Below are 19,085 nucleotides of genomic sequence, written 5' to 3' on the forward strand. Positions count from 1 at the left end.
CGTTCAATTTAGCTATCGATCACAGTATACCTCATCTTTGTGAGAAAGGCTGTAAGTGAACGAGCGAACCTTCGGTGGGAATCGCCAGCTCGTTTACCGCTACAGGCTTTCGCGGTTCGACCGAGACGATTCGATTTTGAGCGATACCGAAGAGAAAACCTAGTTCCCGGTTTCTAAGAAACTTTAGATTCTCGACTCCTGAATACCAACTGTCTCCCGTCACGAGTCGAGGTTTTAATCCCCAACTTATTACTTCCTCTACCATTTCTCGAAAATATTCATTTTTGCTTTTTCCTTCTCGGACATCATAAATTCTATAATTGACGGGAACTTGTTCACCCGATTCATCTCGATAATAAAGGATGATTAAATTTACTCCTTTGATCACTCGATGATATTTCCCCGACCAAAAATAACCGATTAATTCCGCTTTTTTCGGGTCGCTATAAAGCTTTTCGATGACGGTATCGTCAACGCTTAAAATCCCTCCCTGTAGATTGATAAACTTTTCGACGAGGGCGAATAAGTCCCTTGGTTCGTAACTTTCCCGAAGTAAAAACCGATTCACACTATCGTGAGATAGGTCTTCTAAGATTTCCGCGAGCCTACAGCATCCTCCCAACTTGGGTTCGCAGAGCAGGAACAAGCTGTACTTGTCTAGATCGCACCTAGCTGTCGAGGGTTTGGTGATTTTTCTAATTGTCCTGTACCTCCTGGGAAGGGTTCTGATTTTTCGACAGCACTATTTTACCACTCTGTCAATGCGTAAGTCCTAGAGTTTCCCTATTTTCTATTTCCCGCCGTTTCTAAATTATCGATCCGCTGAAAATAAACCCACTGATTATTTTCTTTTCTGGCCCGGATATGTTGGGAGGCCACGAGGATTTTCAGGTAGTGGTTAATCATGGAAACGGGGCGATTCAATCGATCGCTCAGTTGTTTGACCGTAATGCCTCGCGGGTTCTGACGCACGAGGTCGAGAACGAGATCGCTAGTGTTTAACCCGGAAGTGGGACGGATAATTTTGATAGCCAAGATCGATCGAGCCAGAAAAGTTCCGGCCCTTTGACGATCGATCGATTTCTTTTTGTTCCCCGAAGTTTTTAGTCCGGTTTGGGGTGATCCGATGAGGGGAGATCCGAGGGTTCGGGATCGGAACGACCGGGAACGTGGTCTTCCGCGGTCGAGGAAGCGGTCGAACCCGCCGCGTTCGGGGATTTTCCCTCGTTAGCGTTTCGCGCTTCTTCTAGGGCGATCGAAGGATCTCGATCGGTCTCGGCACTTCTCGCGCCACTATTTTCCGGCGATTCGATTTTGGTCACTGTGTCCCCCGAGGATATTCCCGTCTTTTTCTCCACGCTAAAGATTCGGGTCGATCGATGCTTCCGTCGAGGGGAAAGAATTCGATCGAACTTTAGAGAGAAAGACGGGTGTAGGGGGTAGGACAAAGAAAGGGAAAAGGAGAAGGGCTTAAAAGTAGTCTTTTCCCTTTTCCCCCAAAAAACTCCCCCTTCTCCCCTACTGCCGATCGATAGAACTTTCTAAACTCGCCTGTAAATCGGCGGTTAATCTCGTCACCGCGGCGCGTCGATCGCTTTTATATTCCGCGTAGCGATCGGTGATCGAGATCGGTTCGCCGATGGTGATCTTCGCTTTTTGTCGGCCGATTTTCGGGCGGAAAAAAGGATTACCTCCCTTGATGCGAGTGACGAGATCCCAGAGTAATAAAATAGTTTCCGCGAATCGATCGATTGTCGGTTTCTCTTTCACGTAATAACCCGTCACCGCGACGAAACTCTCCACGATTCTCATGTGCCAGATCCGTAAATTCGATTCATCGGCCACCCGATCGGCCAGCGCGGACTCGACGGGGGAAAGAGAGTGGCCGGGTTTTAATTCATCGCGATAAATTCGATCCCAGGCCGCTTGTTCGAGACGACGACAGCGATCGATCACGGTGCCGCTCGCGGGTACGTGGAAATATTCTTCGGCTATCTGTAAAGCGGCATCGAGTAAATTCGATAAACGTCGGGACAGGGTTTCATTGGGATCGTTTTCATTGAGGGGAATAATCGGCAGGGAACGACCGTAAAAATCCCGATAAAAATCTTCCATGAGCGATAATAATTTCTCGCCGAGACGGAAGAGGCGATCGTATAAATTTTTTTCGGCGATCGATCGATCGGGCGCGGGACACCCGACATCGCTTTCTATATTCGCGAGAATCTGTTCGATTTCCGACCAAACCGGCGCTAGATAGAAATATTGCAGGCCGATCGGTAGGATATATACCTCCTCGTCCCGTCCCGCTTTGCGAAGGTCGTCCACGCACCAGAAAGCGAGTTGAGAAATGCCGGGTTCGATCGGGCTGACGATCTCGTTGTGTCCGTTGGTCGCGCCTTCCGGGGCGGCCGCGAGGGGAAAATCGGCTTCTAACAGGAGTTTCCGGGCCGATCGTAAGCCCATCAGGTCATTTTTGCCCCGTTGAATCGGGGTTCCGCCCAATTTCGCGTATAACCAACCCACCGCGGAACCGGCCCAGAGAGGAATCCCCCGATCGTAGATAAAATGAGCGTGAACCGGCGTTTTTAAGGGGATTCCCAACTCTCTCGCCTTTTCGGGAAGTAATTTCCCCATCAGATAGCCCATGCAGAAAGGATCGTTGACGCTGGGATGACGGAAGGCTAGGAATAGGCGAATTTTTCCCGCTTGGAAACGTTGATAGAGATCGACGAGGATTTCCAGCCGATCGGCCTCGATCTGCCGTAAATTCGTTCGGGTTCGTAACCACAGCGGTAAAAGAGTTTGAACGCCCCGCAGGACGAGGAAATCGAGGTCGGGGGGGATAAATTCGAGGGGAGGGCGCGCCCCGGTGGATAGATTCGGCATAATCTCGATCGATCGCTGGATTCCCTCACTGTAGCAAAGGTTTTACGAGATCTCCCGCGACTCGCGAAAATGAAAAGCCGAATTTAACGTAAAAAATCTCAATTTCAAGAATATTTAGACCGAAATACCAGTTTTATATTCTTGGAAGCTCTTTGCCTCTCCTTTCTCCTCCTGACTCCTGACTCCTGTCTCCTGTCTCCTGACTCCTGACTCCTGTCTCCTGTCTCCCATCGCGACAAGAGATTTTTGATTGTTGCAAGAAGCCTACGGTTCGTTGTCGGGCGCGTCGTTCTCGTTGCCGTCCTTGCCGATGCCCAGGCCGATCTTGCTCTGTTTGAGTTCCCGCCAGAGGGCTTTAATTTTTTTATAGGCTTCGCGATTGCTGATTTTACCCGCCGTCTCTAGGTTACAGATATAGCTGACTTTTTGGGCGAATTCCTGTAAATTGGCGTTAAAAGCGAGATTTTCGGGCTTAAATTCGCCATAATAGCGGGAACGGGGAAACAGGAAATTTTCTTTTTCCCGATCGGGCCGCCGGGGATTATTCTCGTCGTTAGAGGGTTGAGTCATGGAAGTAGACGAGGGATCTCGCGGAATATTTTTAGGTTTCGCGGTAATCTTACCGAGAGATAATAAACGATTAGCGATAGGAAACATCGGTTCCGATCGAATACTTCCTCTCGCTCTCGATGATAACGGTATCCGGAATCGAGCCGTTAATGGTTTCTTAATTTTAGATGATTTGGAGAGGGATCGGTCACGTTGGCGCACCAGATCGCGAGACGGGTTTCTCCCGGTATTTTTCCCGCTTTTCAAGGATAGGAATCATGGAAAAACTCTACGAGGGTAAGGCGAAAATTCTCTATCGAACGGACGATGAAAATGTCCTGCTCACTTACTACAAAGATGACGCGACCGCCTTTAACGCCCAGAAACGGGGACAGATCGCGGGCAAGGGCGAGATCAATCGGGCGATTTCTGCCGCTTTGTTTCAATGGTTAGAATCTCTGGGTATTCCCACCCATTATATCGATAGTCCGAGTCCGCGGGAGATGCGGGTCAAGGCGATCGAGATTATCCCCGTCGAGGTGGTCGTCCGGAATATCGCGGCCGGGAGTCTGTGTAAACAGACGGGATTGACGGAGGGGACGGTTTTACCCTTCCCGCTCGTGGAATTTTACCTGAAAGACGACGCGCTCGGCGATCCCCTGTTAACGCCCGATCGCCTGCGGATCTTGAATCTCGCCACCCCCGAACAGATCGATCGACTCCAGGATCTGGCACTACAGATCGATCGACACCTGAGCGAGTTTTTCGATTCCTGTGACATTACCCTCGTCGATTTCAAACTGGAATTCGGCAAAGATGCGACGGGAAACATCTATCTAGGGGATGAGATTAGCCCGGATACCTGTCGCCTTTGGGACAAAAAAGAAAGTGACCCCCGCGCGCGGGTTCTCGATAAAGATCGTTTCCGCCGGGATCTCGGAGAGGTGGAATCCGCCTACGAGCGAGTGCGAGAACGGGTTCTAGAGAGAGTCGAGCGTCTTTTGCCACGCTAGAGAGGCGGGAACAATCGGCCTGATGGCTAGTCTGGTTTTACACGAAACTCTTGGTAAGATAAGACAGACAAAGCCATCATGGTTCAATTGGGTGTGTGGACGTGGTAAAACTTCTCGATCTTCTAGCGCGCTCCGCCGCGAACGGTAACTCTCTGCTGTCAGGATTAACGGTAACGCTCATCGTCTTATCTCCATTCTTCGGCGCGACAATCGCTAGGGGAGAAACCGTAGAAACCCTTTCTTCCGTTACGGGAGAGAGCGCGCGAGTGTTACCCCCGCCGGACGGGGAAGCGACTCCCCCCGCTCGATCGACCTCACTGACGGTAGAGGAATTCCCGCCCACCGTCCAAGCCCAAAACCCGACGGAAACGCCGACAATTCCTACCCAACCGTCCGACCCGACGGAAACGCCGACAATTCCCACCCAACCGCAAAACCTGACGGAAACACCGACGATTCCCGCCCAACCGCAAAACCCGACGGAAACGCCGACGACTCCCGCCCAACCGCAAAACCCGACGGAAACCGACGGAAACACCGACGATTCCCGCCCAACCGCAAAACCCGACGGAAACACCGACGATTCCCGCCCAACCGCAAAACCCGACGGAAACACCGACGATTCCCGCCCAACCGCAAAACCCGACGGAAACACCGACCATTCCGGGAATTCCTACGCCGACTCCCCCGACTACCGAACAAACCCCCACGGAAGAAGAAGCGCGGGTATTGGTGGCGGAAGTGGCGGTTCGGGGGGCCGATCGAGAATTAGAGAATTTAGTCTATAACATTATCCGGACGCGGCCGGGGCGAACCACCACCCGATCGCAACTTCAGGAAGATATTAACGCCATCTACGCCACGGGATATTTCGCCAACGTTCGCGTCGTTCCCGAAGATACTCCCCTGGGGGTACGGATCTCCTTCGACGTTCAGCCGAACCCCGTTTTCCAGCGGGTGCGTATCCTGATCGTCCCGGAAACCCAGACCACCTCCGTCTTACCCCCGGCGGTCGTCGAGGAGATTTTTTCCCCTCAGTACAATAAAACCCTCAATCTGAACAGCCTGAAAACGGCAGTCAATCAAATCAACGAATGGTATAGCAAAAACGGCTACGATCTCGCGCAGGTGATCGGCTCGCCTCGGGTGAGCGAGGATGGAACCGTCACGCTGGAAATTTCCGAGGGGGTAATCGAGGACATTCAGGTTCGATACTTTAACTCTGAAGACGAACCCGCCAAGCAGAAAACGAGACGATACGTTGTCCGCCGGGAAATGCGCTTGAAACCGGGGGATGTCTTTAACCGGAATACCGCCCAACAGGATTTACAACGAATTTTCGGGTTGGGACTCTTCGAGGATGTCCGGTTATCTTTCGCGCCGGGAACCGACCCGCGCGAGGTGGTGATGAACGTCGATGTGGTCGAGGGCAATACCGGCTCGCTGGCCGCGGGGGCCGGGATTAGTTCCAGTAGCGGTCTCTTCGGAACCGTGAGCTATCAGGAGCGAAATCTCTGGGGGAGTAACCATTCGGTGGGGGTAGAATTCCAACTCGGGGAACGGGAATTGTTATTCGACGTGAACTATACCGATCCCTGGATCGCGGGCGATCCCTTCCGGACTTCCTATACGGTGAACCTATTCCGACGGCGATCGATCTCCCTGGTCTACGATGGTGACGATAGTTCGATCCGCACCCTCAACGGTAATGATAGCCCGCGGGTCGTCCGCACTGGGGGAGGGATTACTTTCGTCCGTCCCCTCGCGCCCGATGTCTTTACCCGGCCCGATTGGATACTCTCGGCGGGATTCTCCTATCAAAACGTCCGGGTCGAGAACGCGAATGGCGATCTCGCGCCCCTTTCCGCCCCGCTTAACGGCTACGGTAGCCAACGGTTAGCGTTCTCTAGCTCCGGGATCGACGATCTGTTTACCCTCAGTTTCGGCGCGAGTCGGGATTACCGGAATAATCCCCTACAGCCGACCGAAGGGTCGCTGTTGCGTTTGGGCATGGAGCAAACCCTGCCGATCGGTTCGGGAAGTATTTTAGGCACTCGATTCCGGGGCAGTTATAGCTACTACATCCCGGTTAAGTTTTTAAATACGTTCGAGCTTTTCGACGCGCAAATTTTCAAGGGGCAACAGTCTCTCGCCTTTAACGTCCAGGCGGGAACCGTTCTCGGGGATTTACCGCCCTACGACGCGTTCGTGATCGGCGGTAGTAACTCGGTTCGGGGCTACGCGGAGGGGGAACTGGGAAGCGGTCGCAGTTACGTCCAGGCGACGGCGGAGTTCCGTTTCCCGATCGTGGCGATCGTCGGTGGCGCGCTTTTCGTGGATTTCGGCTCGACCCTCGGAACCCAGAGCGCCGTCCCCGGTCAGCCCGGCGTTATTCGGGGTTTACCCGGTACCGGTCTCGGTTACGGTCTGGGGATTCGGGTACAATCCCCCCTCGGCCAGATTCGCGTCGATTACGGCTTTAATGTCGATGGCGGTTCCCGTCTCCACTTCGGGATCGGGGAGCGATTCTAAAATCTTGGAGTCAGGAGTCTGTATTCAGGAGTCAGAAGATGGGGAAGGTGAGGGAGTTTTTTGGGGAAAAGGGAACAGAGCTTTCTTAATCTTTTCACCTTTCCCCTTTACCCTTTCACCTTTTCCCTCCCTCTCCTCCTGCCTCCCGCCCCCTCAAGATATAAACGAGGTCTATAGTTATGCGCTCTACGATTCAAGAAACGATCGAATTATCGGGGGTGGGGTTACATTCCGGCGATCGGGTTAACGTTCGTCTCTGTCCCTCGGATTCGGGAGAGGGGATTTATTTCGCGCGGGTCGATCGAACCTCGGTTCCCCTTATTCCCGCTCTGGTTGAATCCGTCGCGGAAACGACGCTCTCGACGGAGTTGGTCGCGGGAGAGGGTAAGGTGAGAACGGTCGAGCATTTATTAGCCGCTTTGACGGGATGCGGGGTGAGCGAGGCGCGGATCGAGATCGACGGGGGGGAGGTTCCGCTATTGGACGGTTCGGCCCTGGACTGGATCGAGGCGATCGATCGCGCGGGGATTACCTCGATCGATTCGGGTTCGGCTCCTGTTCTGTCCGCTCCCGTCACGGTGTACGAGGGCGATATGTTCGTATCGGCGATCCCCTCCCCCGAATTACGCTTTACCTACGGGGTCGATTTTCCCTACGGGCCGATCGGGAAACAGTGGCATAGTTGGAGTCCGGCCGAGGAGGATTTTCGCGTGGCGATCGCTCCGGCGCGGACTTTCGGGTTCGCCGATCAGATCGAGTATTTACAGAAAGCGGGTTTGATTAAAGGTGGCAGTTTAGAAAACGCGCTGGTCTGCGATAAAGAAAAATGGCTCAATCCTCCCTTACGTTTCGAGAACGAGCCGGTACGTCATAAATTACTCGATTTAATCGGCGATTTAACTTTACTAGGAACGATTCCAACCGCGCACTATATCGCCTACAAAGCCAGTCATAAATTACACGTCCAATTGGCGCGGGCGATCCGGGGTTAGTTCGAGCGAGGATCGACGGGACGGACGACGTAAATCCCGATCGCTCTATCCACGCGAGAAATGTAACGTTGGAGATCGGGGGCGATCGTCACTTGACCCGCGGGAGACGCGTGAATTAGTCCAGTATTGCCGTTTTTTTCCCGATAAACGAACCCGGTATGCGTCGTGTCCAGTCCCGCGATATTCGTGACAACGCCGATAATATCGCCCGATCGAAGTCGGGGATAAATGGCTTTAATATTTCCCGTGGGAATATAGGTTAGAGATAGGGTTTGTAGGCGCTTCTCTACCTGTTGAATACAAGTGTAGTTCTCGGAATTGTTTAACCGAGTATATAACTTGGGATGGGTTGACATGAAAGTAATCTTTTTGTTAAGGGAAATCCCCCCCAATTCCGAAGTGAGATTCCGAACATTTCCCCGTCGTTGATTGTCGTCGATCCAATCGGAAAAATAATGTAAGCGACTACAATAACCGTCGATTACCCCGTCGCGATAGCGTTGATTTTCTATCTGTCGGCTAAAGGAAGAATAGGCATAATCATTTCGCGCGAAATTGTGACTTAACGCGAGAACCGTTTCCACGAATAAAACACAATCGAATTTTTTCAGAGAGATAAATAATTGTTCCGTGGGCGGTTTATCCAGTAATCCCGCTTGATAGGTCGCGCCGAGAAAGCGATCGGCGATATTTTGTAAAATCATTTCCATCGGTTGACGGGATAATTGTTTCTCTCGCGCGTACCGAACGAGGTTTTGATAATCTCGATCGCCCTCCACGGATTCGATCGCCGGCATCGCTTCGGCTGTAATATAATTGGCGATTCTCGCGAACCCCTCGCCACCATTCCCTACCGACAGATAATAATTCAAAAAAAAGCTAATCATCTCTATTGACAATTTTTTAGTGAGAAACTAATTTACTTTTTTCGTGGGTCGCGTTGAACGGAGGGAAACCCGACAACCCAAGGTTTCGAGAGTTTTCGCCGAACCGGACTTAACAAGGTTTTTCCCGAATCGAACCCCGAAAGCTCCCGCGGTATTCAGTATAATCAAGAACCCGTAAAAAACAATAGATCTCTCACGATTTCCGGATGGCCGATCGCCCGCGATTAACGTTATACCCTAAAAGAAAATCCGTCTATCTCGGAGGCGATCCCCATGCGCACGATGCTCCTCGAAAAAGCGAATACTCCCCTTAAACCGGTAGAAATCCCCGTTCCCGAACCGAAACCCGGACAGGTACTCTTAAAAATAACCGCCTGCGGGATCTGTCGCACGGATTTACATATCGTCGATGGCGAGTTAACGGAACCGAAACTCCCCCTAATTCCCGGACATCAGATCGTCGGTCGCGTCGTCGCGTTGGGGGAAGGGGTAAACCGGTTCGCGATCGGTCAGCGGGTGGGCGTTCCGTGGCTGGGTTCGACTTGCCATCACTGCCGTTACTGTCGGAGCGATCGAGAGAATCTGTGCGATCGGGCCGTGTTTACCGGCTATAGTATCGATGGCGGCTACGCTGAATATACCGTTGCCGACGCGGATTTCTGTTTTCCCCTGCCCGAAAATTATTCCGATTTACAAGTCGCCCCCCTATTATGCGCGGGGTTAATCGGCTATCGTTCCTACCGGATGGCCGGCGACGCGGAATCGATCGGCTTCTACGGTTTCGGCGCGGCCGCTCACATTCTCCTACAAATCGCCCGCTATCAGGGCCGGCGCGTCTACGCGTTCACCCGTCCTGGCGATCGAGCGGGACAGGATTTCGCGCGGGAGTTGGGCGCGGTTTGGGCCGGAGATTCGGACACACTACCCCCGGAAAAATTGGATTCCGCGATTATTTTCGCCCCGATCGGCCTGTTAGTCCCGCAGGCGTTACAGGCACTCGATAAAGGTGGCTCGGTCGTTTGTGCGGGCATTCACATGAGCGATATTCCCGCGTTTCCCTACCGTTGGCTGTGGGAGGAACGGAGTATTCGATCGGTCGCCAACCTCACCCGCGCCGACGGCGAGGAATTCCTCGATCTCGCCTCCCGTGTTCCCATTCACACCGAGATCGAGGTTTTTCCCCTAGAACGAGCCAATGAAGCCTTAAACGCCCTACGGAGTGGCACAATTCAAGGTGCGGCGGTTCTATCGATCGATTGACCGGAAAACAACGGGTTACAAGCCGGGCGGGAGAGGAAAAGTTTTCACCGAGAAATCTGGCTTCCCACCAAATCCCCACCTCCTGCCTCCTGCCTCCTGCCTCCTGCCTCCTCTGATCGACGCGGTAGAATCGATAACCCGTACTCGATCCCCTCCACCACCGCTCGATAGGAAGCCTCTAGAATATTGCTAGAAACCCCCACCGTCGTCCACCGGTGATGACCGTTACTCGATTCCACCAGTACGCGGGTTTTCGCCTCGGTTCCCGAACCGCTATCGAGAATCCGCACCTTATAATCGGTCAGGTGAAAATGGGCGACTTCCGGGTAAAATTTCACTAAAGCTTTGCGTAACGCCTTATCCAACGCCGAAACCGGGCCGATTCCCTCCGCCACTTCCAGTAAATCCTCGCCTTTCACCGTTACTTTAATCGTGGCGATCGCCTCGCTCTCGCTTCGCAACATATCGCAATGTACCTGAAACCCTTTGAGGTCGAACATCGTCTGCCGTTGTCCCAAAGCCTCCCGCAGTAACAGTTCAAAACTGGCTTCCGCGGCCTCGAATTGGTAGCCCTCGCTTTCGAGTTCTTTCAATCGATCGAGAATCTGCCGACAGGTGGGATCGTTCTTGTCGAGATCGATTCCGAAACTACTCGCTTTCGAGAGTACATTACTCAAACCGGACTGATCGGAAATCACGATCCGGCGTTGATTGCCGATCGCTTCCGGGGCGATATGCTCGTAGGTGAGCGGGTTTTTCGCCACCGCGGAAACGTGAATCCCTCCCTTGTGCGCGAACGCGGAACGACCGACAAAAGGCGCGTGTTCGTCCGGGGCGAGATTGACGATTTCACTGACTTTTCGGCTAGTTTCCGTCAATCGGGTTAACTGTTCCGTCTCTAAACAGTCATAGCCCATTTTTACCTGCAAATTCGGGATCAGGGTACATAAATTCGCGTTACCGCACCGCTCGCCGTAACCGTTGATCGTTCCCTGTACCATGCGCGCGCCCTCGATTACCGCCGCCAGAGAGTTTGCGACCGCCACCCCCGCGTCATTATGCGCGTGAATGCCCAATTGTGGCGAATTTTCGTCATCGGGATCGATCGCCAGTTTTTCCCGCACTTCCCCCGCGATCCAGCTAACTTCCGCCGGCAGGGTTCCCCCGTTGGTATCGCAGAGAACCAGCCATTCCGCACCCGCGGAAATCGCCGTTTTCAGGGTATCGATCGCGTGGACGGGATTCTGTAAATAGCCGTCGAACCAGTGTTCCGCGTCGTAAATTACCCGTTTCCCCCGCGACCGGAGATACTCGATCGTGTCCCGGATCATGGCGAGATTCTCCTCTAGGGTCGTTTTTAGCCCCTCCGTGACGTGGAGATCCCACGATTTGCCGAAAATCGTCACCCAGCGCGTTTTGGCGGCTAGAATCGCCTGTAACATCTTATCTTCCGCGGCGCGAACGTTCGGGCGGCGGGTGGAACAGAAAGCGACTAATTCGGCGCGTTCTAAAGGTTCTTCGTGTAGTTTCCAGAAAAATTGTCCGTCTCGCGGGTTCGCGCCGGGCCATCCTCCCTCGATAAAGGGAATTCCCATTCGATCGAGTTCCCTGGCGATCGTGATTTTATCCTCTAGCGATAGCGAGATCCCCTCTCTTTGCGCTCCGTCTCTCAAGGTCGTGTCGTACAACCAAACCCGCTTATCATTCTTCATGGAAACCGTCAATAAGTGTTAATATTATGTAACGTCTGTAGCGAAACAAAATCACCCCTCTAATGCCTACGATAACAGTTCGCGGAACCTCGATCGCCTGCGATCGGGGCGAGAATTTACGTCGCGTATTATTAAAACATGACATTTCTCTCTACAATGGCGGTTCGGCGTTGATTAACTGTCGCGGGATCGGTAGTTGCGGGACCTGTGCCGTGGAAATCACCGGCGAGGTATCGGAAATCAACTGGAAAGAAAAAGCGCGTCTTTCCCTACCCCCCCATTCTCCCGCGAAAAACCGCCGTCTCGCCTGTCAGGTAAAAGTATTCGGAGATATCGAGGTGAAAAAATACGATGGTTTTTGGGGACAGGGCGATCGACTCGCAAATTTGCGAGAAAATGAATAATATAGCGATTAGCTATCAGATATTCGCGATTCTTTTGCGATTCCTTACTAACTTTCAGATGCAGTTAAATATTGAATTCCGATGAATGAATCCAGCATTTTCCGAATCTCGCCGATTATTCGGATCACTTTATTAACGTTATACGTGGCGTTAACCGTTCCCTTACCGTTTCTCTCCGAGGTAACAAATTCCCCAGTTTCTCCGAATCTCCTCTGGATAGGAATCGGTCTAGGATTACTCGCGTTATACGGAGCATTAAGCGAGCGGGTAATTGTCAACGAAACGGGAATTCAAGTCACCTACCCGCGTTGGTTTCCCCGTTTTTTCCGTTCCGGTTGGTCTTTAGAATGGTCGGATATTCAAGATCTCAAATGTCGGAGTACCGGACAGGGTGGACTTGTCTATTATTTCCGCTCCCGTTCCTCGGAAAAAGTCTATTTATTACCGATGCGAGTCGCGGGATTCGCGCGACTGGTAAAAATCATCGAGGAAAAAACGAATCTCGACATGACCGATATCCGTCCCCTTTCCCAACCTTGGATGTACGGGATTTTATTCGTTCTCACGGTCTTGTTATTACTCGTTGACACTTGGGCGATCGCCACCGCTCGATCGCTCCCTTAGCGCTTAAATCCATCCCACATTTCAATCGGAAAACCAATCATCTAAAAGCGCATTTTTTAGAGAAATATTCGACGTATCAGGAATCTCAAACAATTCTTCCATAAATTCTCCCATAACTGAAATTTTGGCAGAATAAATTTTCAACCATATCGGTTTTATCTTAATTTTTTAAAGCGAGATTTCTATAGATATTTTTCTTGATCTGTTCTCGAAAATTTCTAATCTCCGCTATTATTTCTGATTGGATATAGTTAGTAACGATCTAATTCCTCTTGGACGACTTTCTCTAGAGCGGTTAGAGAATGCTGAACTGTTTGCCAGACCATTGTTTCCAGCACCTCCTCATAATCATGACGATAAACATTCCCCGCACCAGCAATATCTGCCCAAGGAATCTCTGGGTGTTTTTCTTGAAAAGACTCGGGCAAACGGCGAGAGGCTTCGGAAATCACTTCAAGTGCGCGAATGACAGCATAAAAAGTTTTTCGATCGTTCAGAAAATCATCTAAAGATAAATCTGCCACGAATTGACGTGCCAATTCGATATTTTTTTTAATATCATTGAGAGAAATTTTAGGATCTTTAGAAGGCATACAACGCATCCTTTTGTGCTTGAACACCGATCCCTTGTTTTAAGGCGGCTTGATTGACTACATCCGTCGAAATAGGGAATAAATCAGCAATATAGCGTTTTAAGCTAGAATAAGCGTAAATATCCATTGGAATTTCTGGATTGATTTCAATCAGAATATCAATATCGCTACCCTCCTTCGTCTCCCCTCTCGCAACCGAACCAAAGACCGCGGCGTGTAGAATTCCTCTCTTTTGCAATTCGTTTTGATGGCGACGTAAACAGGTTAAAACCGCTTCGCTATTCATTATTGATTCCCTATATTCCTTAGATAAATCAATATAGAAGACAATACCTGATGAGCCTTTGTCTGTCAATTTTTGAGGTTGATGCGTTTCAGTTTTGAATTGGTGGTATCTAATAGATAATCCGCCATTACGGATGATCCTCGTAAATTCCCTTGCGACTAACCGCGTGATCGGACAGAATAGGAGCGTCCGCGCCGAGATATTCCGCTAATTCAGCCGCCAAGCGTATCGGCCTCCGCCTCGAACTCCTCAATATCTAAAGGACTCATCGAGCGTCCTAACAATTCTTTCACATTAGGAATCAGAGCCTCCGCTAATAACTGACGGATACTCTCCTTGTCTCGCTCGAACACGAGATCTCGCGATCTAGCTTCCAATTCGGGCGATAAAGTCAGGGTGATACTGGTCATACTCGCTCTCCTGGCGAAATCCTAACCTCGATCGCCCCCCGAGAAAAAATTCCCGAAACCCTTGATCGATCGAACTCCCCTGCCCTATACTATATGATCGTGGCTAAAGCGGTCTTCAGCGATCGCCGCCCGTCACGCGACCACTTCAGGATACTGAAGGAAATCCTTTAAGTCCCGAAGAGTAAACGGTCAAAAACCACCGTAATCGGCTTAAAACGTCTCAGGACACCCCGATTACACCTTTATCTCGAATTTAACGTAAATCCATCTTAAAGAACCGACTCGGTATCGTTTAAGTTTGGCGGGCTGATAAAGTGGGGAATCCCTTTCCCACCCCTATAGTCACGGCCACGTTATTTTTGAATGTCGTCTAGTAAAGAAAAAGGGAAAAGCCGTGTCTGTCGGTATCCTCGGTACGAAACTGGGCATGACCCAAATCTTTGACACCGCCACGGGAGTCGCCATTCCCGTCACGGTGGTTCAAGCGGGTCCCTGTCCCGTCACCCAAGTGAAAACCAAACAAACCGACGGCTATGAAGCCATTCAAGTCGGATTTAAAACCGTCAAAGAAAAAGCGCTCAGCAAACCCGAACTCGGGCATCTCGCCAAATCGGGCGCCGAACCCGTGCGTCATCTCAAAGAATATCGCCTCGACGATGCCTCTTCCTACGAACTGGGACAGACGATCAAAGCCGATATCTTCAAAGACGGCGATCTCGTCGATGTCGCGGGAAACACCATCGGACGAGGGTTCGCGGGTTATCAAAAACGCCACAACTTCAAACGCGGCAACATGACCCACGGTTCCAAAAACCACCGTCTCCCCGGTTCGACCGGCGCGGGAACCACTCCCGGTCGCGTTTTCCCCGGTAAACGGATGGCGGGACATTACGGCGACGAACAAGTGACCATCCGCCGTCTCACCGTGGTTCGGGTCGATGCCGAACGGGATCTGATCCTCATCAAAGGAGCCGTCCCCGGCAAAGCGGGAACCCTGTTAAATATCACCCCCGCCAAAAAAGTTGGTAAGTAATCAGTAGGAACCGGGCAAATGGTTAACGTTGTTATTAAAAATTGGGACGGAGAGGAAGCGGGAAACGCCACCCTCGAACTCAAGGTCGCCAAACCGGAAGTCGCCAAATCCCTCGTCCATCGTGTCGTCGTCAGCCATCTCGCGGGCGCCCGTCAGGGAACCGCCTCGGCGAAAACCCGCGCCGAAGTGAGAGGGGGGGGACGCAAACCCTGGCGGCAAAAAGGAACCGGACGCGCCCGCGCTGGCTCGATCCGCTCTCCCCTCTGGCGCGGTGGTGGCGTGATCTTCGGACCCAAACCCAGAGACTACGATCTCAAAGTCAACCGCAAAGAAAAACGGTTAGCCCTGAGAACCGCGCTCGATAGTCAGGCGGAAAACCTCATCGTCGTCGAGAACTTCGCCGAACAGTTCGCCAAACCGAAAACGAAAGAGTTAAACGCCGCGTTCACCCGTTGGGGCGTGGAAAAAGACGAGAAAGTTCTCCTGATCCTCACGGAAATCCCCGAGAACATCTATCTTTCCGGGCGCAATATCGAGACGCTCAAAATCGTTCGGGCCGACAGCTTGAACGTCTACGACGTGATCGTGGCCGATCGGGTCGTGGCCACCGCCGAAGCTCTCGCCAAAATTCAGGAGGTATACGGTGATTAAACGCGACGCGCGCGATCTCGTCGATCTGATTCTCAAACCGATCGTCACCGAGAAAGCGACCCTATTACTCGAACAGAACAAATACGTCTTCGACGTGGTTCCCCAAGCCACCAAGCCGGAAATCAAAGCGGCGATCGAGGCGTTATTCGATGTCAAAGTAACCAAAGTCAACACCAGCCGTCCGCCCCGTCGGAAAAAACGCGTCGGACGCTTCATCGGTTACAAACCCCAATACAAACGGGCGATCGTCACCCTCACCGAAGGCGACTCGATCACCCTCTACCCCGACGTGTAAGCAATCAGAAACCCGATAACGGAAAACTAAACTATGGGTATTCGTTCCTTTAGACCCCTAACGCCGGGGACAAGACAAGCGGCGATCTCCGACTACAAAGAGGTCACCAAAACCGAACCGGAAAAGTCCCTTACTTATTACAAACACAGTAAACAGGGACGTAACAACCGCGGTATCGTTACCAGTCGTCACCGCGGCGGCGGACATAAACGCCTCTACCGGATCATCGACTTCCGTAGAGACAAACGCGACGTTCCCGCGAAAGTCGCGGCGATCGAGTACGATCCCAACCGCAACGCCCGCATCGCCCTCCTATTCTATAAAGACGGCGAAAAACGCTATATTCTCGCCCCCGCCGGCCTATCCGTCGGCGATACCGTACTCGCCGGGGAATCCGCTCCCTTCGAGGTCGGTTGCGCCCTTCCCCTCGGCCGCATCCCCCTAGGGACAGAAGTTCATAACATCGAACTAACTCCGGGTCGCGGCGGTCAGATGGTCCGCGCCGCCGGTGGATTCGCCCAGGTCGTCGCCAAAGAAGGAGATTACGTCACCCTGCGCCTACCCTCCAAAGAAGTCCGCATGGTGCGTCAGGAATGCTACGCCACGATCGGCAAAGTGGGCAACGCCGAATTCCGAAATATCACCCTGGGTAAAGCGGGAAGAACTCGCCACCGCGGTCAACGTCCCCACGTTCGCGGTAGCGTCATGAACCCGGTGGATCACCCGCACGGAGGTGGAGAAGGTCGCGCGCCGATCGGACGTTCTGGCCCGATGACCCCCTGGGGTAAACCCGCGCTCGGTCGTAAGACCCGTGACAAGAAAAAACGCAGTACCGCGCTGATCGTCCGTCGTCGTAATCAAAGGTAATTAACTATGGGTCGTTCACTGAAAAAAGGGCCGTTTGTCGCCGGTCACCTCCTCGAAAAAATCGAAAAACTCAACGCGCAGAACAGTAAACAGGTGATCAAAACCTGGTCGCGCGCCTCGACCATCCTTCCCGAAATGGTCGGTCACACGATCGCCGTTCACAACGGGAAACAACACGTTCCCGTCTATGTTTCCGAACAGATGGTCGGTCATAAACTCGGCGAGTTCGCCCCCACCCGCACCTTCCGGGGTCACTCCAAGAGCGACAAGAAAGCGGGCCGGAGATAAGCGAGAAAACTAACGATTACCGATTCACCGTCATGACCATCGACACCTCCAACGAAGTCAAAGCGATCGCCCGCTATATCCGGATGTCCCCCCTCAAAGTGAGACGGGTACTCGACCAGATCCGCGGTCGCTCCTATCGGGAAGCCCTGATCATTCTCGAATTCATGCCCTATCGCGCCTGCGAGCCGATCCTCAAAGTCCTGCGATCGGCCGTGGCCAACGCCGAACACAACGAAGGACTCGATCCCGCCACCCTCGTCATCAGCAAAGCCTTCGCCGACGGAGGCCCCGCCATGAAACGTTTCCGACCGAGAGCGCAGGGACGAGCCTACCAGATTCGCAAACCTACCTGTCATATCACCGTCGCCGTGGCCCCGGCCGTCGAAGACTAACCCTTCACCACTCGTACAAGGATCGCAATGGGACAGAAAATCCATCCCCTCGGTTTTCGGCTCGGCGTTATCAAGGATCATAAATCCTGCTGGTACGCCGACCCGAAACGTTACCCCGAACTTCTGCAAGAAGATCGCAAAATCCGTAAATACGTCGAGAAAAACCTCGCGAACGCCGGTATCGCCGACATCCGCATCGAGCGGAAAGCCGATCAGGTCGATATCGCCATCCATACCGCCCGCCCCGGCGTGGTCGTCGGTCGCGGCGGCAGTGGCATCGAGCAGTTACGTCTCGGCCTGCAAGCCGCCCTCGGTGGCAATCGCCAGATCCGTATCAACGTCATCGAGGTGGCGCGGGTCGATGCCGACGCGAACCTGATCGCCGAGTACATCGCCCAACAGCTAGAGCGTCGGGTATCCTTCCGTCGCGTCGTCCGTCAGGCGATTCAACGCGCCCAACGGGCCGAAGTAAAAGGAATCAAAATCCAGGTCAGCGGTCGCCTCAACGGGGCGGAAATCGCCCGTACCGAATGGGTTCGCGAGGGACGGGTTCCCCTGCACACCCTGCGGGCCGACATCGATTTCGCCTACAAAACCGCCAGCACCATCTACGGCATTCTCGGCGTGAAAGTCTGGATCTTCAAGGGCGAGATCATCCCCGGTCAAGAAGAAATCCCCGTCGCCGCCGCCCCGCGCGAACCGCGTCGCCAACAGCGTCGCCGCCAGCAATTTGAAGACCGCTCTTCTAACGAATAGGGAAATCAACCACGATGTTAAGTCCAAAAAGAACGAAATTCCGCAAACAACAGCGCGGTCGCATGAGAGGGCTGGCCACCGGGGGAAATAGCATCAACTTCGGCGATTTCGCCCTGCAAGCCACCGAACCCTGCTGGATTACCTCCCGTCAGATCGAGGCCGCCCGACGCGCCATGACCCGTTACATCCGACGGGGTGGAAAAATCTGGATTCGCGTCTTCCCCGATAAACCCGTCACCCAACGCGCCGCGGAAACCCGGATGGGTTCCGGGAAAGGTTCCCCGGAATTCTGGGTAGCGGTGGTGAAACCCGGTTTTGTCATGTTCGAGATCGCCGGGGTCGCCGAACCCGTAGCCCGTGAAGCGATGCGTCTAGCCGCCCAGAAGCTACCGATCAAGACTAAATTTATCACCCGCGAGGAGGGTTACATCTAATGGCCTTACCGAAAATCGCCGACGTGAGGAAGTTAAGCGATGACGAGATCGCCGATGAAATTCTCGCGGCCAAGAAAAAATTATTTGAATTGCGTCTACAACAGGCGACCCGTCGCCTGGAAAAAACCCACGAGTTCACCCACACCCGTCACCGTCTCGGCCAACTGCTGACCGTGGAACGGGAACGTCAGTTAGCCGCCCAGAAGGAGGGATAACGA

The 19,085-nt window shown here is 52.8% G+C and carries 25 protein-coding genes and 1 pseudogene; 16 read left to right on the forward strand and 10 right to left on the reverse strand.

Going from position 1 to position 19,085, the window contains the following annotated elements; all coding sequences use genetic code 11:
* Nucleotides 1–43: 43 nt before the first annotated feature.
* The 5 genes and pseudogenes from V0288_RS09430 to V0288_RS09450 form a co-directional block, all read right to left on the reverse strand.
* Nucleotides 44–700: pseudogene (locus V0288_RS09430) on the reverse strand (transposase); the annotation flags it as partial.
* A gap of 83 nt (nucleotides 701–783) precedes the next feature.
* On the reverse strand, nucleotides 784–1,035 hold the full coding sequence (locus V0288_RS09435) for a winged helix-turn-helix transcriptional regulator (RefSeq protein WP_332864833.1): 252 nt from the start codon (nucleotides 1,033–1,035) through the stop codon (nucleotides 784–786).
* 68 nt (nucleotides 1,036–1,103) lie between these two features.
* On the reverse strand, nucleotides 1,104–1,322 hold the full coding sequence (locus tag V0288_RS09440) for a hypothetical protein (protein WP_332864834.1): 219 nt from the start codon (nucleotides 1,320–1,322) through the stop codon (nucleotides 1,104–1,106).
* A 196-nt stretch (nucleotides 1,323–1,518) separates the two neighbouring features.
* Nucleotides 1,519–2,889: a 1-acyl-sn-glycerol-3-phosphate acyltransferase gene (locus V0288_RS09445; RefSeq protein WP_332864835.1), complete on the reverse strand. Its 1,371-nt coding sequence runs from the start codon at nucleotides 2,887–2,889 to the stop codon at nucleotides 1,519–1,521.
* 264 nt (nucleotides 2,890–3,153) lie between these two features.
* A complete protein-coding gene (locus tag V0288_RS09450; RefSeq protein ID WP_332864836.1) occupies nucleotides 3,154–3,459 on the reverse strand; it encodes a DUF7219 family protein in 306 nt (101 codons plus the stop codon).
* A gap of 257 nt (nucleotides 3,460–3,716) precedes the next feature.
* On the opposite strand from V0288_RS09450, the gene purC reads away from it, so the two are divergent.
* The 4 genes from purC to lpxC all read left to right on the forward strand — a co-directional run bounded on the left by purC (nucleotide 3,717) and on the right by lpxC (nucleotide 7,975).
* Entirely contained in the window at nucleotides 3,717–4,451 is a 735-nt protein-coding gene (gene purC / locus V0288_RS09455) for a phosphoribosylaminoimidazolesuccinocarboxamide synthase (RefSeq protein WP_332864837.1), read from the forward strand.
* Nucleotides 4,452–4,546: 95 nt separating this feature from the next.
* Entirely contained in the window at nucleotides 4,547–5,239 is a 693-nt protein-coding gene (locus tag V0288_RS09460; protein WP_332864838.1) for a hypothetical protein, read from the forward strand.
* Nucleotides 5,121–6,983: a BamA/TamA family outer membrane protein gene (locus V0288_RS09465; protein WP_422661945.1), complete on the forward strand. Its 1,863-nt coding sequence runs from the start codon at nucleotides 5,121–5,123 to the stop codon at nucleotides 6,981–6,983. Before V0288_RS09460 ends, V0288_RS09465 begins: the two co-directional genes overlap by 119 nt.
* A 179-nt stretch (nucleotides 6,984–7,162) precedes the next feature.
* Nucleotides 7,163–7,975 (forward strand): UDP-3-O-acyl-N-acetylglucosamine deacetylase, encoded by an 813-nt coding sequence (gene lpxC, locus V0288_RS09470; protein WP_332864840.1) that lies wholly within the window; start codon nucleotides 7,163–7,165, stop codon nucleotides 7,973–7,975.
* Here lpxC and V0288_RS09475 read toward each other — a convergent pair.
* Nucleotides 7,972–8,862, reverse strand: coding sequence for an N-acetylmuramoyl-L-alanine amidase-like domain-containing protein (locus tag V0288_RS09475; protein ID WP_332864841.1), 891 nt, complete (start codon nucleotides 8,860–8,862; stop codon nucleotides 7,972–7,974). The two genes, lpxC and V0288_RS09475, sit on opposite strands and share 4 nt — an antisense overlap.
* A 273-nt stretch (nucleotides 8,863–9,135) precedes the next feature.
* Between V0288_RS09475 and V0288_RS09480 the strand changes: the two genes are divergently transcribed.
* Nucleotides 9,136–10,122 (forward strand): zinc-dependent alcohol dehydrogenase family protein, encoded by a 987-nt coding sequence (locus tag V0288_RS09480; RefSeq protein WP_332864842.1) that lies wholly within the window; start codon nucleotides 9,136–9,138, stop codon nucleotides 10,120–10,122.
* 44 nt (nucleotides 10,123–10,166) lie between these two features.
* Here the strand turns inward: V0288_RS09480 and cimA are convergent, their stop codons facing one another.
* Nucleotides 10,167–11,834, reverse strand: coding sequence for a citramalate synthase (gene cimA / locus V0288_RS09485; protein WP_332864843.1), 1,668 nt, complete (start codon nucleotides 11,832–11,834; stop codon nucleotides 10,167–10,169).
* A 62-nt stretch (nucleotides 11,835–11,896) separates the two neighbouring features.
* Here cimA and V0288_RS09490 point away from each other — a divergent pair, with 62 nt between their 5' ends.
* Nucleotides 11,897–12,238, forward strand: a complete 342-nt coding sequence (locus tag V0288_RS09490) for a 2Fe-2S iron-sulfur cluster-binding protein (protein ID WP_332864844.1) — start codon at nucleotides 11,897–11,899, stop codon at nucleotides 12,236–12,238.
* An 81-nt stretch (nucleotides 12,239–12,319) separates the two neighbouring features.
* A complete protein-coding gene (locus V0288_RS09495) occupies nucleotides 12,320–12,862 on the forward strand; it encodes a hypothetical protein (RefSeq protein WP_332864845.1) in 543 nt (180 codons plus the stop codon).
* A 251-nt stretch (nucleotides 12,863–13,113) separates the two neighbouring features.
* Here V0288_RS09495 and V0288_RS09500 read toward each other — a convergent pair whose 3' ends face one another.
* From V0288_RS09500 to V0288_RS09510, 3 genes are all read right to left on the reverse strand, one after another.
* A complete protein-coding gene (locus V0288_RS09500; RefSeq protein WP_332864846.1) occupies nucleotides 13,114–13,455 on the reverse strand; it encodes a HepT-like ribonuclease domain-containing protein in 342 nt (113 codons plus the stop codon).
* A complete protein-coding gene (locus tag V0288_RS09505; protein WP_332864847.1) occupies nucleotides 13,445–13,810 on the reverse strand; it encodes a nucleotidyltransferase family protein in 366 nt (121 codons plus the stop codon). Before V0288_RS09505 ends, V0288_RS09500 begins: the two co-directional genes overlap by 11 nt.
* Nucleotides 13,811–13,953: 143 nt before the next feature.
* Nucleotides 13,954–14,151 carry a hypothetical protein gene (locus tag V0288_RS09510; protein WP_332864848.1) on the reverse strand — a complete coding sequence of 66 codons (198 nt, stop codon included), beginning with the start codon at nucleotides 14,149–14,151 and terminating at the stop codon, nucleotides 13,954–13,956.
* A 394-nt stretch (nucleotides 14,152–14,545) separates the two neighbouring features.
* On the opposite strand from V0288_RS09510, the gene rplC reads away from it, so the two are divergent.
* From rplC to rpmC, 9 genes are read left to right on the forward strand one after another with little or no spacing between them, the layout of a single operon-like run.
* Complete coding sequence (gene rplC, locus V0288_RS09515; RefSeq protein WP_332864849.1) at nucleotides 14,546–15,184, forward strand: 50S ribosomal protein L3; 639 nt, start codon at nucleotides 14,546–14,548, stop codon at nucleotides 15,182–15,184.
* A gap of 18 nt (nucleotides 15,185–15,202) precedes the next feature.
* On the forward strand, nucleotides 15,203–15,835 hold the full coding sequence (gene rplD, locus V0288_RS09520) for a 50S ribosomal protein L4 (RefSeq protein WP_332864850.1): 633 nt from the start codon (nucleotides 15,203–15,205) through the stop codon (nucleotides 15,833–15,835).
* Nucleotides 15,828–16,130, forward strand: a complete 303-nt coding sequence (locus tag V0288_RS09525) for a 50S ribosomal protein L23 (RefSeq protein WP_332864851.1) — start codon at nucleotides 15,828–15,830, stop codon at nucleotides 16,128–16,130. The genes rplD and V0288_RS09525 overlap by 8 nt, the downstream gene beginning before the upstream one ends.
* Before the next feature lie 33 nt (nucleotides 16,131–16,163).
* The gene (gene rplB, locus V0288_RS09530) at nucleotides 16,164–16,997 is read left to right on the forward strand and encodes a 50S ribosomal protein L2 (RefSeq protein ID WP_332864852.1); all 834 of its coding nucleotides are present in this window, start codon (nucleotides 16,164–16,166) and stop codon (nucleotides 16,995–16,997) included.
* A 6-nt stretch (nucleotides 16,998–17,003) separates the two neighbouring features.
* Nucleotides 17,004–17,285: a 30S ribosomal protein S19 gene (rpsS, locus tag V0288_RS09535; RefSeq protein WP_332864853.1), complete on the forward strand. Its 282-nt coding sequence runs from the start codon at nucleotides 17,004–17,006 to the stop codon at nucleotides 17,283–17,285.
* Between the two features lie 32 nt (nucleotides 17,286–17,317).
* A complete protein-coding gene (rplV, locus tag V0288_RS09540) occupies nucleotides 17,318–17,677 on the forward strand; it encodes a 50S ribosomal protein L22 (protein ID WP_332864854.1) in 360 nt (119 codons plus the stop codon).
* Between the two features lie 27 nt (nucleotides 17,678–17,704).
* Nucleotides 17,705–18,433, forward strand: coding sequence for a 30S ribosomal protein S3 (rpsC, locus tag V0288_RS09545; RefSeq protein WP_332864855.1), 729 nt, complete (start codon nucleotides 17,705–17,707; stop codon nucleotides 18,431–18,433).
* A 14-nt stretch (nucleotides 18,434–18,447) separates the two neighbouring features.
* Nucleotides 18,448–18,867 (forward strand): 50S ribosomal protein L16, encoded by a 420-nt coding sequence (gene rplP, locus V0288_RS09550; RefSeq protein WP_332864856.1) that lies wholly within the window; start codon nucleotides 18,448–18,450, stop codon nucleotides 18,865–18,867.
* Nucleotides 18,867–19,082: a 50S ribosomal protein L29 gene (rpmC, locus tag V0288_RS09555; protein ID WP_332864857.1), complete on the forward strand. Its 216-nt coding sequence runs from the start codon at nucleotides 18,867–18,869 to the stop codon at nucleotides 19,080–19,082. The genes rplP and rpmC overlap by 1 nt, the downstream gene beginning before the upstream one ends.
* Nucleotides 19,083–19,085 lie beyond the last annotated feature (3 nt).

The organism is Pannus brasiliensis CCIBt3594, from assembly GCF_036688125.1.
Taxonomy (GTDB): Bacteria; Cyanobacteriota; Cyanobacteriia; order Cyanobacteriales; family Microcystaceae; genus Pannus; species Pannus brasiliensis.

Bases quoted from the DNA above. Each gene is read 5' to 3' on its own strand.
- V0288_RS09500 (WP_332864846.1), bottom strand. From the start codon at position 13,455: ATGCCTTCTAAAGATCCTAAAATTTCTCTCAATGATATTAAAAAAAAT.
- rplD (WP_332864850.1), top strand. From the start codon at position 15,203: ATGGTTAACGTTGTTATTAAAAATTGGGACGGAGAGGAAGCGGGAAAC.
- rpsS (WP_332864853.1), top strand. From the start codon at position 17,004: ATGGGTCGTTCACTGAAAAAAGGGCCGTTTGTCGCCGGTCACCTCCTC.
- V0288_RS09450 (WP_332864836.1), bottom strand. From the start codon at position 3,459: ATGACTCAACCCTCTAACGACGAGAATAATCCCCGGCGGCCCGATCGG.
- V0288_RS09445 (WP_332864835.1), bottom strand. From the start codon at position 2,889: ATGCCGAATCTATCCACCGGGGCGCGCCCTCCCCTCGAATTTATCCCC.
- purC (WP_332864837.1), top strand. From the start codon at position 3,717: ATGGAAAAACTCTACGAGGGTAAGGCGAAAATTCTCTATCGAACGGAC.
- rpsC (WP_332864855.1), top strand. From the start codon at position 17,705: ATGGGACAGAAAATCCATCCCCTCGGTTTTCGGCTCGGCGTTATCAAG.
- rpmC (WP_332864857.1), top strand. From the start codon at position 18,867: ATGGCCTTACCGAAAATCGCCGACGTGAGGAAGTTAAGCGATGACGAG.
- lpxC (WP_332864840.1), top strand. From the start codon at position 7,163: ATGCGCTCTACGATTCAAGAAACGATCGAATTATCGGGGGTGGGGTTA.
- V0288_RS09475 (WP_332864841.1), bottom strand. From the start codon at position 8,862: ATGATTAGCTTTTTTTTGAATTATTATCTGTCGGTAGGGAATGGTGGC.
- rplV (WP_332864854.1), top strand. From the start codon at position 17,318: ATGACCATCGACACCTCCAACGAAGTCAAAGCGATCGCCCGCTATATC.
- V0288_RS09490 (WP_332864844.1), top strand. From the start codon at position 11,897: ATGCCTACGATAACAGTTCGCGGAACCTCGATCGCCTGCGATCGGGGC.
- rplB (WP_332864852.1), top strand. From the start codon at position 16,164: ATGGGTATTCGTTCCTTTAGACCCCTAACGCCGGGGACAAGACAAGCG.
- cimA (WP_332864843.1), bottom strand. From the start codon at position 11,834: ATGAAGAATGATAAGCGGGTTTGGTTGTACGACACGACCTTGAGAGAC.
- V0288_RS09480 (WP_332864842.1), top strand. From the start codon at position 9,136: ATGCGCACGATGCTCCTCGAAAAAGCGAATACTCCCCTTAAACCGGTA.
- V0288_RS09495 (WP_332864845.1), top strand. From the start codon at position 12,320: ATGAATGAATCCAGCATTTTCCGAATCTCGCCGATTATTCGGATCACT.
- rplP (WP_332864856.1), top strand. From the start codon at position 18,448: ATGTTAAGTCCAAAAAGAACGAAATTCCGCAAACAACAGCGCGGTCGC.
- V0288_RS09510 (WP_332864848.1), bottom strand. From the start codon at position 14,151: ATGACCAGTATCACCCTGACTTTATCGCCCGAATTGGAAGCTAGATCG.